Origin of the sequence: Burkholderia sp. 22088, assembly GCF_052045915.1 — a bacterium.
Taxonomy (GTDB): domain Bacteria; phylum Pseudomonadota; class Gammaproteobacteria; order Burkholderiales; family Burkholderiaceae; genus Burkholderia; species Burkholderia cepacia.
In genome coordinates this window covers 246,024-259,089 of record NZ_JBQEPY010000005.1, presented here as the reverse complement: position 1 = coordinate 259,089, position 13,066 = coordinate 246,024, and the positions used below count along the sequence as shown (strand labels likewise).

Sequence of the window (13,066 nt, the reverse complement as noted above, 5' to 3'; positions counted from 1 at the left end):
TCATGTTCTCCGGCCCGCCATCGATTCCGCCGTCATGCCCCGATCCGCTTGCCCGCGCCCCTCGCGTCGCGGGCGGCGGGCCGCTGCCGCATGCGCGGCTGCATCCCGCGCCTGCCGCGCTGCAGGGCGCGGTGGTCGCGATCGTTCTGTCCGACACGCGCGGCGTCGCGTCGAGCGACGCGCAACGGCTTTCGCATTTTCCGGCCACGCCGCTCGTCTGCGTGTCGTGGTACCGGGGTCTCGACGTGGGCTTCATCGAACCCGCCCCAGACGGCCCGCGATGGCGCCCCTTCGGCGCGGCGGCGACGCTGTCGGGCAGCCATTCGGCCCCCACCGTCGCGTGGTCGCCGACAGGCGGGCTGATCGGCATGATCTGTTTCACCGCCGACGCCGCTCGGACGTTGTTCGGCATCGCGCTGCCGGACGTCCACGACCGCGTGCTCGACGCACACGCGTGCCTCGGCCGCGACTGGCACCCGCTGCTCGATGCACTGCTCGGCGCGGATGGCGACGCGGACGTGCTGGCGGCGATCGATCGCCATCTCGCGCCTCGCTGGCGGACGCTGCGGCCCGCGACGCCGCTGGCTTCGCTTCGCAATGCGGGGCGCAGTTGGGTCGAGCGTCTCGCGCTGCAGGCGCGCGAGTGGCGCGGCACGCACAGCCCGCGCCAGGTCGAACGGCGCATCAAGACCTACAGCGGCCGATCGCTGCGCGAATGGCAGGCGCTCGTCAGGACGGAAAGCGCGTTCTTCGCGGCGCGCGACCGGTTCGAAGCCGGCACCGCGTTCAACTGGGCGACGCTCGCGCTCGACGAAGGATTCGCCGACCAGGCGCACCTGAGCCGCGAGGTCAAGCGCATCACGGGATTCTCGCCGAGCGAATTCACGCAGCGCTTCATCGACGACGAATCGTTCTGGATGTACCGGCTGTGGGTGTGACGCACGGCGGCTTCACGGCCCCGGCCGCGCGAATGGGCCATACATTCCAAGAGTAGAATGTTGGGCATTAACAGGCGCCATGCCTGCCCCGCCCGGTCAACCCGCCACCCGCATCATTCCAGGAGCCCGTGATTGAACCCGTCGTCGCCCGCCGAACGCAAAGGGGTCGCCCTTTATGCGCGGATTGCCAGCCTGCTTCGCGGACGAATCCATCAAGGCGAATGGAAGCGCGGCGACCAGTTGCCGCCGATTCCCGAGCTGTGCGCGTTCTATCAGGCGGGCACGATCACGGTGCGCCAGGCGCTGGCCGAACTGAGCGCCGAAGGGCTCGTGAGCAGTGCCCGCGGGCGCGGCACGTTCGTCACGGCCGATGTCGTCTCTCCCCCGGATAACCCGGCGCTGCGCGCCGCGATCAACGATCCGCTGCAACTCGCACCCGGCCAGACCCTGCGCGTGCTGCTGCGCGAAGCCGTGACCGCGCTGCCCGCCGCGTTGCAGACGGGCCAACCCATGCGCGCCGCCTACATGCGGATCCGCACGCTTCAGCTGCACGACGGCGCGCCTTACGGCGTGATGGACAGCTACGTCGCGCGGGAAACCTACGACCGGTTTCCGAAGGGCAGCGACGCGCGGCGCAAGGTCGGCTATCTCGTCCGTCAATACAACCGTCTTCCGCTCGCGAAGGCCCGCCAGGAAATCACGGCCGCCTATGCGGACCAGGAGACGGCCGACCTGCTCGCGTCGGACGGTGCCGACTTCAGCATGGCCGACATGCTGATTCGCATGCGCCGCTGGTGGACCGACGGCGACGGCTGCATCGTCCATGCGGGGCTCTACCTGTATCGCGCCGACCGTTTCGTGCTCGACATCACCCACGATCTCGACGGCAACGACCGGAGCGCCGACTTGATCCCGTCACCGCGCGCCGGTGGTCGGAAAGGCACGCGCAAGCCGGCGGCCTGACCCGCCGGCCCTTCAAGCCGCCGCGTCGCCCTCGCCGTCGCACATCGCCCCGTAGACCCAATGCCGCAGATCGCGGCGAATCCGGTATGTCGTCGACGGCAGAAGCTGCGTCATGAACACCACGATCAGGTCCTCGGCCGGGTCGATCCAGAAAGCGGTGCTGGCGCCACCGCCCCAGAAGTAATCGCCGACGCTGCCTGGCTGCATCGTCGCGGCAAGGTCCTGCGTCACGGCGAAGCCGAGCCCGAACCCGAGCCCCGGATACACGGCCTCGCTGAACGTGGAGCGCGACATCCGGTCGAGCGTCCGGCCGCCCGGCAGATGGTTGATCGTCATCAGTTCGACGGTCTTCGGGCTCAGGATCCGGTGCCCGTCGATCGAACCGCGGTTCAGCAGCATCCGGCAGAAGCGCAGGTAATCGCCGGCCGTCGACACGAGCCCGCTGCCGCCCGAAGCCAGCGCCGGCGGCCGGCGAAACGCGCTGGATGCCGGGTCGTCCTGCAGCACGAGACCGCCATCCGGGCCCGGGCAATAACACGCGCACAGGCGCTCGGCCTGCGCGTCCGGCACGAAGAAACCGGTGTCGGGCATGCCGATGGGATCGAACAGCACCTGCTTCAGGTAGTCGGCAAACGGCTGCCCGGAGATCTTCTCGACGAGATAGCCGAGCACGTGCGTCGCGACCGAATAATTCCACGCTTCGCCAGGCGAGTAGTCGAGCGGCAGCCCGGACAGATCCGCGATCATGCCGTCGAGACCGCCCGGGTTGCCCGGTTCGCCGATCGCGAGTTCGCGGTACGCGGCATCGACGTTCGTCCTGGCCTGGAAGAAATACGACAACCCCGCCGTGTGGCGCAGCAGATCGACCATCAGCATCTCGCGCCCGACCGGCCGGGTCTGGAACCCGCCGAGGCTCCGTGCGCCGGCCACGGCGACGCCCAGATCCTTCCATGCCGGGATCACGCTCGACACGGGATCGTCGAGCGCCACCCGCCCCTGCTCGACCAGCGTCATGAACGCGACGCTCGTGATCGGCTTGGTCATCGAATAGATGCGGAAAATCGCGTCCTCGCGCATCGGCTTCGCGCGCTCGACGTCCATGGAGCCGACGACGTTCACGTGCGCCAGCTCGCCACGGCGATGGATCATCGTCACCGCCCCCGGCAAGCGCCCGGACGCCACGTACCGTTCGTTCAGCCGCATGTCGAGCGCCTTCAGACGCTGCGACGACAAACCCGGATATGCCACCTTGGTCATGCCCCTGCTCCTCTTTCCACTTCGGTCTCGACGCGCCGGAACCCGCGCCCGCCTCGCTTCAGGCAGCGCGCTTGTCCGATCAAAACATTCTAACAATAGAACTATGTCATTTTAAAGAATGCCCGACCCGGCGCGACGCGTCGGCGACATGCGGCGCTCGTCATGTGGGCCGGTTGCCCGATTCGGGACGCGCGGGCATGATGTCGCGAACCCTGGCGGCTGCCTTGCGAACCGTTCCCCCCGTCGCATTGCCAATGCGCCGGCCGGGCTACGTTTCGCACACGGCTGCCTCTTCCCACCTCAGCCCGCTTATGTCACTCCGCGCCTTCAGAACGCTGGTCGCCATCGCCCGATACCGGACTTTCGCGCGCGCCGGCGAAGCCATCGGCCTCACGCAATCGGCGGTGAGCCTGCAGATCAAGACGCTCGAAAGCGAATACAACGTGCAGTTGTTCGATCGCTCGCGCCGGCAGCCGGTGCTTACCGAGGCCGGCAACATCCTGCTCGCGCAGGCCGAGCAGGTGCTCGCGATGGTCGACCGGATTCCCGATGCGCTCAGCGACGAGAAGAAGCTCGTCGGCCGCCTGCGGATCGGCGCGATCCAGACCGCGCTGTCGGGCCCGCTGCCCGACGCGCTGCTCGCGCTGCGCGCAGCGCATCCGGGGCTGCGCGTGCACGTGTCGGCCGGCATGTCGGCCGAACTGGCGAACCGTGTCGCGGCCGGCGAACTCGATGCGGCGATCACGACACGCCCCGTGCGCCCGCATCCGGCGGAACTCACGTGGACCACGCTGTACGAGGATCGCTTCTGGCTGCTCGCGCCGCCGGACCAGACGGAACGCGACGCGGGCACGCTGCTCGGCGCGCTGCCGTTCATCCGCTTCGATGCGCAGGCGTGGGCCGGCCGCATGATCGCCGCCGAACTGCGCCGCATCGGCGTGCGGGTGCGCGAGGAGATGGTGCTGGACAGCGCGGAAACGATCGCGCGCATGGTCGCGCGAGGGCTCGGCGCGGCGATCGTCGCACTCCCCGATTCGACGCTCGCGCGCCTGCCGCCCGCCACGCGCTTGCCGTTCGGCCAGCCGCAGATGGGGCGCGCGGTCGTCCTGCTCGAACACCAGTCGCGTCCGGCCGAACGTTTCGCACGTGCGCTGGCGGCCGAAGTCACCGCGTCATCGATGAGAATTTCTCATTGAACACCCGATAATTAACCATTATTCCTGTTGTTTGCGCGTGTTAACTTGGCGGCATCGTCACTCTTTCGCTTGCGTGTCGCCATGTTGCCCGCCGGATGGATGCCCGCCTCGTTCCGCCGTTTTGCGTGCCAGCCGCTCACGGCGGCCTGCACGGTCATCCCGCCTCGAGTAAAGGCGCCCCGATGATCGGCCCGATCCTGCTCGCGCTGGCGCCGGTCGCGCTGCTGGTCGCGTGCGGCCACGGCCTGCGGCGCACGGGCTTCATCGCCGACGCCTTCTGGCCGCAGGCCGAGCGGCTGTGCTACTACGTGCTGCTGCCCGCGCTGTTCGCGGACGGCCTCGCGAACGCGCGGCTGCAGGCACTGCCCGTTTTACCGCTCGCGGCGGCGCTGGTCGGTTCGACCGCACTCGCCGCGGCGCTTCTCCTGCTGGTTCGCCCGTTCGTGCGGGTCGACGGCGCCGGCTTCACGTCGGTGTTCCAGGGTGCCGTGCGCTTCAACAACTATGTCGGCACGGCACTCGCGGCCGGGTTGTTCGGCGCAAAAGGCATCGCGCTCGCGGCCGTGTGCGTCGCGGCGATCGTCCCGACCGTCAACCTGATGTGCGTGCTCGTATTCGCGCGCTACGGCGACACGTGGCTCGGCGCGGCAGCCCTCGTGCGCCAGATCCTGTCGAATCCGCTCGTCGTCGCGTGCGCGCTCGGGATCGCGATGCAGGCCGGCGGCGTCACGTTCCCGGCGGCCGTCGAGCCGGCCGTGCGCGCGCTCGGCGTCGCGTCGATGCCGCTCGGCCTGCTGTGCGTGGGCGCGGCACTGAAATTCGATGCGGCGCGTGCGTGGCTGCAGCCGGTCTGCGTCGCGTCGGCGTTCAAGTTCATGGCGATGCCGCTCATCACGCTCGCCGCCGGCCGCCTGTTCGGACTCGGCGATGCGGCGCTGACGGTCGCGCTGCTGTTCCAGGCGCTGCCGACGTCGTCGGCGTCCTACATCATGGCGCGCCAGCTCGGCGGCGACGCGCCGCTGATGGCCGGCATCACCGCGTTCCAGACGATCGCGGCGGCGCTCGCGATGCCCGTCGTGCTGACCGCGCTCGCGTCGGCACCCGCGTTTCGCTGACGACGCAACGACCGCCCATTTCCCCCTGAATCCAGCCTGCACGCCGGCCATCGCGCGATTCGGCATAACCGGCCGCGCGTGCTCGTTCGCGCGTTGCCGCAGGCGCTCACCGAGAAACCCCGTCACATGAATGCTCCCGCCCCGCCCGCCGCCATCGCCGCCACCCGGCCGCACGCGGCCGTCTACGTGAAGCTCACGCTCGTCGCGCTGTTCTGGGGCGGGACGTTCATCGCGGGCCGGATCCTCGCCGCGACGATGTCCGCGACCTCGGCGGCCACCGGCCGCTTCGCGATCGCCGCGCTGATGCTGGTCGCGCTGACGTGGAAGATCGAAGGCGGGCTGCCGAAGCTGAGCGGCCGCCAGGTCGTGACGACCTTCGGCCTCGGCGCGACCGGCATCTTCCTGTACAACGTGTGTTTTTTCGCGGCGCTCGCGCGGATGCCGGCGGGCCGCACCGCGCTGTTCGTCGCGTTGAACCCGGTCGCCACCGCCGTGCTGCTGTCGATCGTCGTGCGCGGGGAACGCCTGTCGCTGTCGCGCTGGGCCGGCATCGCCGTCGCGCTGTTCGGCGCGCTGGTCGTGATCAGCCGCGGCGAATTGCTGCAGGTGCTGACCGATCTCGGCAACACGTTCGGTGCCGGCGAACGCTTCATGCTGTGCGCGGTGCTGAGCTGGGCCGCCTACACCGTGATCGGCCGGCGCGCGCTCGACGGGCTGTCGCCGCTGGCGGCCACGACGTACGCGGCGCTGTGGGGCCTCGCGCTGCTGGTCATTGCGCACCTGTTCGGCTCGCCCGCCGGCAGCGGCACGGCGCTGACATGGCAGGCCGTCGCGTCGATGCTCTATCTCGGCGCGATCGGCACGGTGGTCGCGTTCGTCTGGTATTCGCAGGGCATCCGCGAACTCGGGCCGGCCCGCGCGGCCGTGTTCACCAACCTGGTGCCCGTGTTCGGCGTGCTGCTGTCGGTCGCGCTGCTCGGCGAACCGCTGTCGCCGTCGATGCTGGCGGGCGGTGCGCTCGTGATCGCGGGCGTCGCGCTGACCAATCGAGCGAAACGCTGATCCATGGGTGTGCGCGACGCGCACTCGGGGACGGATGCCGAATACCGGAGCGGCGCGCGGCGGCGATCACGCCCCGGTTCCGTGACGCAGACGGGCGGCCGCTACCGATATGCCCCCGATGTTCTCGCAGCCCCGCCAAAAACCGCCTATCGTGAATGGAGCGCTCCGTTTGCCGCCATTCGACCCTGCGTCGCTCGCACCGGCGGCGACGGCCCCGCGCTCCGGCACCATTCACCGCGATCCGGCGCACGCTCGCCCGTGCACGATCGCGGCCGCCCACCGGATTACAGGAGGCCCTCATGAAAGCCGCGCTGCTCGTCAGCTCCGCCCTGCTCGCCATTGCATCCGCATCGGCGTCGGCTCAAGGCTCGATCACGAAAGTCGAAAACGGTTCGCTCGTCGCCGCGAACGGGATGACCGTCTACACGTTCGACAAGGACAAGGCCAACGCCGGCACCAGCGCGTGCACGGGCCAGTGCGAATCCTTCTGGCCGCCCTACAAGGCCAGCGCGACCGACGTTCCGGTCGGGCCCTACACGATCGTCAAGCGCGACGACGGAAGCCCGCAATGGGCATACAAGGGCAAGCCGCTGTACTTCTTCTCGAAGGACATGAAACAGGGCGACCGCAACGGCGACAACTTCAAGGACATGTGGCACGTGGTCGCGCCGTAAGCGTCGTTCCGCCGCCTTCCGCGCCCGCCACGAGGACGTAAAAAAGCCCGCCCGGATTGTCGATCCGGGCGGGCCTGCTCGCGATCGCGCCGGCCGCGTTGCATCGTCCGCCCGCAGGCGGGCGATTCATGCGGCCGGGTAGCGCATCAGCGGTTCGACGGGAAGCTGAACACCGTTCCTTCGCGCACGCCGGCCGACGGCCAGCGCTGTGTGATCGTCTTGCGCTTCGTGTAAAAGCGCACGGCGTCCGGGCCATACGCATGCAGGTCGCCGAACAGCGAACGCTTCCAGCCGCCGAACGAGTGGTAGGCAACCGGCACCGGCAGCGGCACGTTGATGCCGACCATGCCGATCTGGATGTTGTCGCTGAAGTAGCGCGCGGCCTCACCATCGCGCGTGAACAGGCACGTGCCGTTGCCGTACTCGTGCGCGTCGATCAGCGCCATCGCCTCGTCGAGCGACTTCAGGCGAATCACGCCGAGCACGGGCCCGAAGATCTCGTGCTGGTAGATCGGCATGCCGGGCTTCACGTTGTCGAACAGGCACGGGCCGAGGTAGTAGCCGCCGTCGTGGCCGTCGACCTTCACGCCGCGGCCGTCGACGACGAGCGTCGCGCCCGCCGCCACGCCCGCGTCGACGAAGCCCGTCACCTTCTCGAAATGCTGCTGCGTGACGAGCGGGCCCATGTCGACGCCCGCGCCGTTGCCCGGGCCGACCTTCATCTTCTCGATCTCGGCCTTCAGGCCCGCGACGACCTTGTCGCCCGTCTCGTCACCGATCGCGACGACCAGCGGAATCGCCATGCAGCGCTCGCCGCACGACCCGTACGCGGCGCCCATCAGCGCGTTCACCGCGTTGCCGATGTCGGCGTCCGGCATCACGACCGCGAAGTTCTTCGCGCCGCCGAGCGCCTGCACGCGCTTGCCGTGCGCGCAGCCGGTCGAATAGATGTATTCGGCGATCGGCGTCGAGCCGACGAAGCTCACGGCCTTCACGCGCGGGTCGGTCAGCAGCGTGTCGACCGCTTCCTTGTCGCCGTTCACGACGTTCAGCACGCCCGGCGGCAGGCCCGCTTCGAGCGCGAGCTCGGCCATGCGCAGCGTCGACGACGGCGTGCGCTCGGACGGCTTCAGCACGAACGTGTTGCCGCACGCGACGGCCATCGGCCACATCCACAGCGGCACCATCACCGGGAAGTTGAACGGCGTAATGCCGGCCGCGACGCCGAGCGCCTGGAACTCGCTCCACGAATCGATCGCGGGGCCGACGTTCTTGCTGTGCTCGCCCTTCAGCAGCTCGGGCACGTAGGTCGCGTATTCGACGTTTTCGATCCCGCGCTGCAGTTCGCCCATCGCATCGGCGAGCACCTTGCCGTGCTCGGCCGTGATCAGCGCGCACAGCTCGTCGGCGTGTTCCTCGAGCAGCGTCTTGAAGCGGCTCATCACGCGGGCGCGCTTCAGCGGCGGCGTGTTGCGCCAGGCCGGGAACGCGGCCTGCGCGGACGCGATCGCGGCTTCGACGGTCAGCTTGTCGGCGAGCGCGACGCTCTTGTGCGATTCGCCGGTCGCCGGGTCGAACACCGGCTGGACGCGGCTGCCGCCGTCGACGCGCTTGCCGTCGATCAGGTGGCCGACGGTGGAGGTCACATTGCTGTCGTGTTTCATCGTTGAGGCTCTTTCGTGAATGCGGTTGTCGGTCGGTGCGCGCCGCGGCTCAGTCCACTTCGTTCAGTGCGTCGGACAGCGCGTTGACCAGGTTGTCGATCTCGCGCTTCTCCGAGATGAACGGGGGCGCCAGCTGGATCGTGTCGCCGCCGTAGCGCACGTAGAAGCCCTTCGCCCAGCAGCGCATCGCGATCTCGTACGGGCGCCGTGCCGGCTCGCCCGGCAGGGCCGCGATCGTCAGGCCGGCAGCCAGCCCGTAGTTGCGGATGTCCGCGATATGGCGCTGGCCCTTCAGCCCGTGCACGGCCGCCTCGAAATGCGGCGCGAGATCGCGCACGCGGGCCACCGCGTCTTCCTTCACCAGCAGGTCGAGCGCCGCGACGCCGGCCGCGCATGCGACCGGATGCGCCGAATACGTGTAGCCGTGCGGAAACTCGAGCATGTACTCGGGGCCGCCTGCTGCCATGAACGTGTCGTAGATTTCCTTCGTCGCGACCACGCCGCCGAGCGGCTGCGCGCCGTTCGTCACCTGCTTCGCGAAGTTCAGGATGTCCGGCACCACGCCGAACGCGTCGGCGCCCGTCATCGCGCCGGCACGGCCGAAGCCCGTGATGACTTCGTCGAAAATCAGCAGGATGTCGTGCGCGGTACAGATGTCGCGCAGGCGCTTCAAATAGCCCTTCGGCGGCACGACCACGCCCGCCGAACCGGAGAACGGCTCGACGATCACGGCCGCGATGTTCGACGCGTCGTGCAGCGCGATCAGGTCGAGCAGGCGGTCGGCCAGCTCGGCGCCGTGCTCGGGCATCCCGCGCGAGAACTTGTTTTCGGCGAGTTGCGTGTGCGGCAGGAAGTCGGCGTCGAGGCCCTGGCCGAACAGCTTGCGGTTCGGCCCGATCCCGCCGACCGAGATACCGCCGAAGTTCACGCCGTGATAACCCTTCTCGCGGCCGATCAGGCGCGTCTTCGTGCCCTTGCCCTTCGCGCGCCAGTACGCGCGGGCCAGCTTCAGCGAGGTGTCGGCCGCTTCCGAGCCCGACCCCGTGAAGAACACGTAGTCGAGGCCGGCCGGCGTCAGTTCCTTGATCTTGTTGGCGAGCTCGAACGATTTCGGGTGGCCGAACTGGAATGCCGGCGCGTAGTCGAGCTGCGCGACCTGGCGGCTCACGGCTTCGACGATTTCCGTGCGGCCGTGGCCGAGGCCCGTGCACCAGAGGCCCGACAGGCCGTCGAAGATCTTGCGGCCTTCGGCGTCCGTGTAATACGCGCCCTTGCCCGACACGATCATGCGCGGGTCGGCCTTGAACTGGCGGTTGGCCGTGAACGGCATCCAGTGCGCGTCGAGCCACGCGGCGTCGGTGCGGATGGTCGTGTCGTCCTGCTGCGCGGCGGTGGTGATGTCGGTCATGTCGGTCGGCGCGGCGCGCCCCTCCTTCTTGTGATGATGTTGCGCATTGTCGGGAGGCCAATTAGTCTCTTCAATATCGCAATATCAATGTTCACTTGCGCAACTATGCAAGCAAAGAAACCGAAGAGCCGCGCGCTGCTCGGGCAGCTCAGCGACATGGATCTCCGCCTGCTGCGGGTCTTCAAGGGCGTCGTGCAGTGCGGCGGGATGGCGGCGGCCGAACTGGAACTGAATATCGGCATCTCGACGATCAGCCGGCACGTGAAGGACCTGGAAACGCGCGTCGGCCTCGTGCTGTGCCGGCGCGGCCGCGCGGGCTTCACGCTGACGCCCGAGGGGCAGACCGTATACGAGGAGACGCTGCGGCTGCTCGCGTCGATGGAAGCATTTAGAAGCAGGATAGACGGCATTCACGACCGGATGGGCGGCGAATTGCACGTCGCGGTGTTCGACAAGACGGCCACCAACGCGAACGCTCGCCTCGGCGACGCAATCCGCCAGTTCGCCGACGAAGCGCCCGACGTCGCGCTGAACCTGCATGTCGCGTCGATCAACGAGGTCGAGCGCGGGATCATCGACGGCAGCTACCAGGTCGGGATCATTCCCGCGCACCGCAACTCCGGCAGCCTCGTGTATTCGGAGCTGTTCGACGAACGGATGCTGCTGTACTGCGGCCGCCAGCATCCGCTTTACGACGCGCCGCACGGCAAGCTCACGTGGACGACGATCCGCAATCACGCATTCGCGGGGCTCGGCTTCCATTCGCCGAACATGGAGCTGAGCCACCGCGCGAAGCTCACGCGCAGCGCGACCGCGTCGGATCAGGAGTCGATCGCGACGCTGATCCTGTCCGGTCGTTATCTCGGCTTCCTGCCCGACCATTACGCGGAAAGTTTTGAAAACAAGGGGCTGATGCAGCCGATCGCGCCGCACCGGTTCAATTACCGGTGCCGGTTCGTGAGCCTGCTGCGGCGCTCGCCGCGGCCGTCGCGGGCCGCGCTGCTGTTCCAGTCGTGTCTGGAAGCCGCGCACGCGGCGACGGCACGGCCGGCGGCGTAGGCGAATCACGCAAAGGATCGGGCTCCCGGCCGCCCGTCGTGCGGCAGCGTGCCGGCAATGAAGGGACCGACAAGCGCGGCGGCGGCACCAGCGCCCCGCCCGGTCGCCCCGGTCACACGCCGTCGAACCGGTCGCGCGCGCGGTCGGCTTGCGCTTGCGCGCGGCTGCGCTTCACGAAATGCGTCGCGACGAGCGCCGCGCCAAAACCGGACATCGCGCCGACGCCGAGCGCCCAGCGCGGGCCGAGATGGTTCGCGACCCAGCCGGCCACCGGCGCGCCGATCGGCGTGCCGCCGAGCGCGACCGCGAGGCGCAGCGCCATCACGCGGCCGCGCATCGCCGGCTCGGTGGACAACTGCATCAGGCTGTTGGTCGAGTTCATGAAGGTGATCGCGGCGATCCCGGTCAGCACCAGCGCGGCGGCGAACAGCCAATAGCCCGGCGCCAGCGCGGCGAGCGTGCAGCCGAGCCCGAACAGCGCCGCGCCGAACCACAGATGCCGGAAGCGCGGCTGCTCGCGGCGCGCGGCGAGCAGCGCACCCGACACCGTGCCGACCGCCATCATCGACGACAGCACGCCGAACCCGCGCGCATCGACGTGGAACACGCTGGCCGCCATCGTCGAGATGAACAGCTGGAAATTGAGCCCGAACGTGCCGATCAGGAACAGCATCACGAGGATCGCCTTCAGGTCGTCGCGCCGCCACACGTAGCGGAACCCGTCGAGCAGGCCGCCGCGCGAGCGGCCCGCCCGCAGGTTCGCGCGCAGTTCGTCCTCGCGGAGCAGCAACAACGACACCAGCACCGCGAAGAAGCTGAGCCCGTTGGCGACAAACGCCCAGCCCGTGCCGACCGACGCGATCATGAAACCCGCCGCCGCCGGGCCGATCATCCGCGCGGCGTTGAACGACGTCGAATTGAGCGCGACCGCGTTCGCGAGTTCGCGATCGCCGACCAGTTCCGCGACGAAGGTCTGCCGCACGGGCGCGTCGAACGCCGCCGCGCAGCCGAACAGGAACGCGAACACGTAGACATGCTCGAGCCGCGCGACACCCGTGACCGTCAGCGCGCCGAGCACCAGCGCCAGCACGCCCATCAGCGCCTGCGTCACCATCAGCAGCTTGCGCTGGTCGAAGCGGTCGGCCGCGTAGCCGGTCCACGGCAACAGCAGCAACTGCGGCCCGAACTGCAACGCCATCACCGTGCCGACGGCCGATGCGTCGTGATGCGTGAGCTGCGTGAGAACCAGCCAGTCCTGCGCGGTGCGCTGGACCCACGTACCGATGTTCGACACCAGCGAACCGATCGCCCACACACGATAGTTGAAACTGCGAAGCGAACGGAACACGCCCGCCGCCGGCACGCTCATGGCCGCTCCCGGTCGGGCTCGTTGCCGCCGTGCAGCTCGCCGAAGTGCCACGCGAGAAACAGGCCGAGCGCGAGGATGCCGAGACCGAACGCCGCTGCATCGGCCGTGACCCGGAGGTCGAAATCACCCACTCGGCACACCAGCACATAAGCCATCACGAGGTTCGCGACGCCCCACACGACATTCACGGTGGACGACGACAACCCGCGCCCGGGCGGATTCGCGAACGGGGTCTGGAACGGCTCGCCGCGCAACCCGCTGACGAGATGCGGCACGACGTTCGCGAGAAACGCGCCGCCGAAGAAATACGCGACGAGATGCGGGAGGTTCATGTTCGGGTTGTCCTTTCGGCAAGCGGGTC

The 13,066-nt window shown here is 68.8% G+C and carries 12 protein-coding genes; 7 read left to right on the top strand and 5 right to left on the bottom strand.

The features are described 5' to 3' along the window. Positions 1 to 2: 2 nt before the first annotated feature. Both ACTJLD_RS11900 and ACTJLD_RS11895 read left to right on the top strand, forming a co-directional pair. Positions 3 to 938 carry an AraC family transcriptional regulator gene (locus tag ACTJLD_RS11900; RefSeq protein ID WP_440658823.1) on the top strand — a complete coding sequence of 312 codons (936 nt, stop codon included), beginning with the start codon at positions 3 to 5 and terminating at the stop codon, positions 936 to 938. Positions 939 to 1,070: 132 nt separating this feature from the next. After that, on the top strand, positions 1,071 to 1,901 hold the full coding sequence (locus tag ACTJLD_RS11895; RefSeq protein ID WP_440658822.1) for a GntR family transcriptional regulator: 831 nt from the start codon (positions 1,071 to 1,073) through the stop codon (positions 1,899 to 1,901). Between the two features lie 12 nt (positions 1,902 to 1,913). Here the strand turns inward: ACTJLD_RS11895 and ACTJLD_RS11890 are convergent, their stop codons facing one another. After that, positions 1,914 to 3,158, bottom strand: a complete 1,245-nt coding sequence (locus ACTJLD_RS11890) for a serine hydrolase domain-containing protein (RefSeq protein WP_440658821.1) — start codon at positions 3,156 to 3,158, stop codon at positions 1,914 to 1,916. Between the two features lie 311 nt (positions 3,159 to 3,469). On the opposite strand from ACTJLD_RS11890, the gene ACTJLD_RS11885 reads away from it, so the two are divergent. The 4 genes from ACTJLD_RS11885 (at position 3,470) to ACTJLD_RS11870 (ending at position 7,205) form a co-directional block, all read left to right on the top strand. Then, entirely contained in the window at positions 3,470 to 4,354 is an 885-nt protein-coding gene (locus ACTJLD_RS11885; protein WP_440658820.1) for a LysR substrate-binding domain-containing protein, read from the top strand. A 182-nt stretch (positions 4,355 to 4,536) separates the two neighbouring features. Next, complete coding sequence (locus ACTJLD_RS11880) at positions 4,537 to 5,469, top strand: AEC family transporter (protein WP_440658818.1); 933 nt, start codon at positions 4,537 to 4,539, stop codon at positions 5,467 to 5,469. Between the two features lie 126 nt (positions 5,470 to 5,595). Beyond that, a complete protein-coding gene (locus ACTJLD_RS11875) occupies positions 5,596 to 6,531 on the top strand; it encodes a DMT family transporter (protein ID WP_440658816.1) in 936 nt (311 codons plus the stop codon). A gap of 299 nt (positions 6,532 to 6,830) precedes the next feature. After that, entirely contained in the window at positions 6,831 to 7,205 is a 375-nt protein-coding gene (locus tag ACTJLD_RS11870; protein ID WP_021159211.1) for a COG4315 family predicted lipoprotein, read from the top strand. A 146-nt stretch (positions 7,206 to 7,351) separates the two neighbouring features. Here the strand turns inward: ACTJLD_RS11870 and ACTJLD_RS11865 are convergent, their stop codons facing one another. Next, a complete protein-coding gene (locus ACTJLD_RS11865; protein ID WP_021159212.1) occupies positions 7,352 to 8,869 on the bottom strand; it encodes a CoA-acylating methylmalonate-semialdehyde dehydrogenase in 1,518 nt (505 codons plus the stop codon). Positions 8,870 to 8,918: 49 nt separating this feature from the next. Next, complete coding sequence (locus ACTJLD_RS11860; protein ID WP_027791512.1) at positions 8,919 to 10,277, bottom strand: aspartate aminotransferase family protein; 1,359 nt, start codon at positions 10,275 to 10,277, stop codon at positions 8,919 to 8,921. A 105-nt stretch (positions 10,278 to 10,382) separates the two neighbouring features. Between ACTJLD_RS11860 and ACTJLD_RS11855 the strand changes: the two genes are divergently transcribed. Then, entirely contained in the window at positions 10,383 to 11,336 is a 954-nt protein-coding gene (locus ACTJLD_RS11855) for a LysR family transcriptional regulator (protein WP_021159214.1), read from the top strand. A gap of 112 nt (positions 11,337 to 11,448) precedes the next feature. Here ACTJLD_RS11855 and ACTJLD_RS11850 read toward each other — a convergent pair whose 3' ends face one another. Both ACTJLD_RS11850 and ACTJLD_RS11845 read right to left on the bottom strand, forming a co-directional pair. Beyond that, positions 11,449 to 12,705, bottom strand: coding sequence for an MFS transporter (locus ACTJLD_RS11850; protein WP_021159215.1), 1,257 nt, complete (start codon positions 12,703 to 12,705; stop codon positions 11,449 to 11,451). Beyond that, positions 12,702 to 13,037 (bottom strand): hypothetical protein, encoded by a 336-nt coding sequence (locus ACTJLD_RS11845; protein WP_060170991.1) that lies wholly within the window; start codon positions 13,035 to 13,037, stop codon positions 12,702 to 12,704. The genes ACTJLD_RS11850 and ACTJLD_RS11845 overlap by 4 nt, the downstream gene beginning before the upstream one ends. Positions 13,038 to 13,066 lie beyond the last annotated feature (29 nt).

Excerpts from the sequence above, each read along its gene's own strand:
- ACTJLD_RS11900 (WP_440658823.1), top strand. The coding sequence starts at position 3 with ATGTTCTCCGGCCCGCCATCGATTCCGCCGTCATGCCCCGATCCGCTT.
- ACTJLD_RS11890 (WP_440658821.1), bottom strand. The coding sequence starts at position 3,158 with ATGACCAAGGTGGCATATCCGGGTTTGTCGTCGCAGCGTCTGAAGGCG.
- ACTJLD_RS11885 (WP_440658820.1), top strand. The coding sequence starts at position 3,470 with ATGTCACTCCGCGCCTTCAGAACGCTGGTCGCCATCGCCCGATACCGG.
- ACTJLD_RS11880 (WP_440658818.1), top strand. The coding sequence starts at position 4,537 with ATGATCGGCCCGATCCTGCTCGCGCTGGCGCCGGTCGCGCTGCTGGTC.
- ACTJLD_RS11875 (WP_440658816.1), top strand. The coding sequence starts at position 5,596 with ATGAATGCTCCCGCCCCGCCCGCCGCCATCGCCGCCACCCGGCCGCAC.
- ACTJLD_RS11870 (WP_021159211.1), top strand. The coding sequence starts at position 6,831 with ATGAAAGCCGCGCTGCTCGTCAGCTCCGCCCTGCTCGCCATTGCATCC.
- ACTJLD_RS11865 (WP_021159212.1), bottom strand. The coding sequence starts at position 8,869 with ATGAAACACGACAGCAATGTGACCTCCACCGTCGGCCACCTGATCGAC.
- ACTJLD_RS11860 (WP_027791512.1), bottom strand. The coding sequence starts at position 10,277 with ATGACCGACATCACCACCGCCGCGCAGCAGGACGACACGACCATCCGC.
- ACTJLD_RS11855 (WP_021159214.1), top strand. The coding sequence starts at position 10,383 with ATGCAAGCAAAGAAACCGAAGAGCCGCGCGCTGCTCGGGCAGCTCAGC.
- ACTJLD_RS11850 (WP_021159215.1), bottom strand. The coding sequence starts at position 12,705 with ATGAGCGTGCCGGCGGCGGGCGTGTTCCGTTCGCTTCGCAGTTTCAAC.
- ACTJLD_RS11845 (WP_060170991.1), bottom strand. The coding sequence starts at position 13,037 with ATGAACCTCCCGCATCTCGTCGCGTATTTCTTCGGCGGCGCGTTTCTC.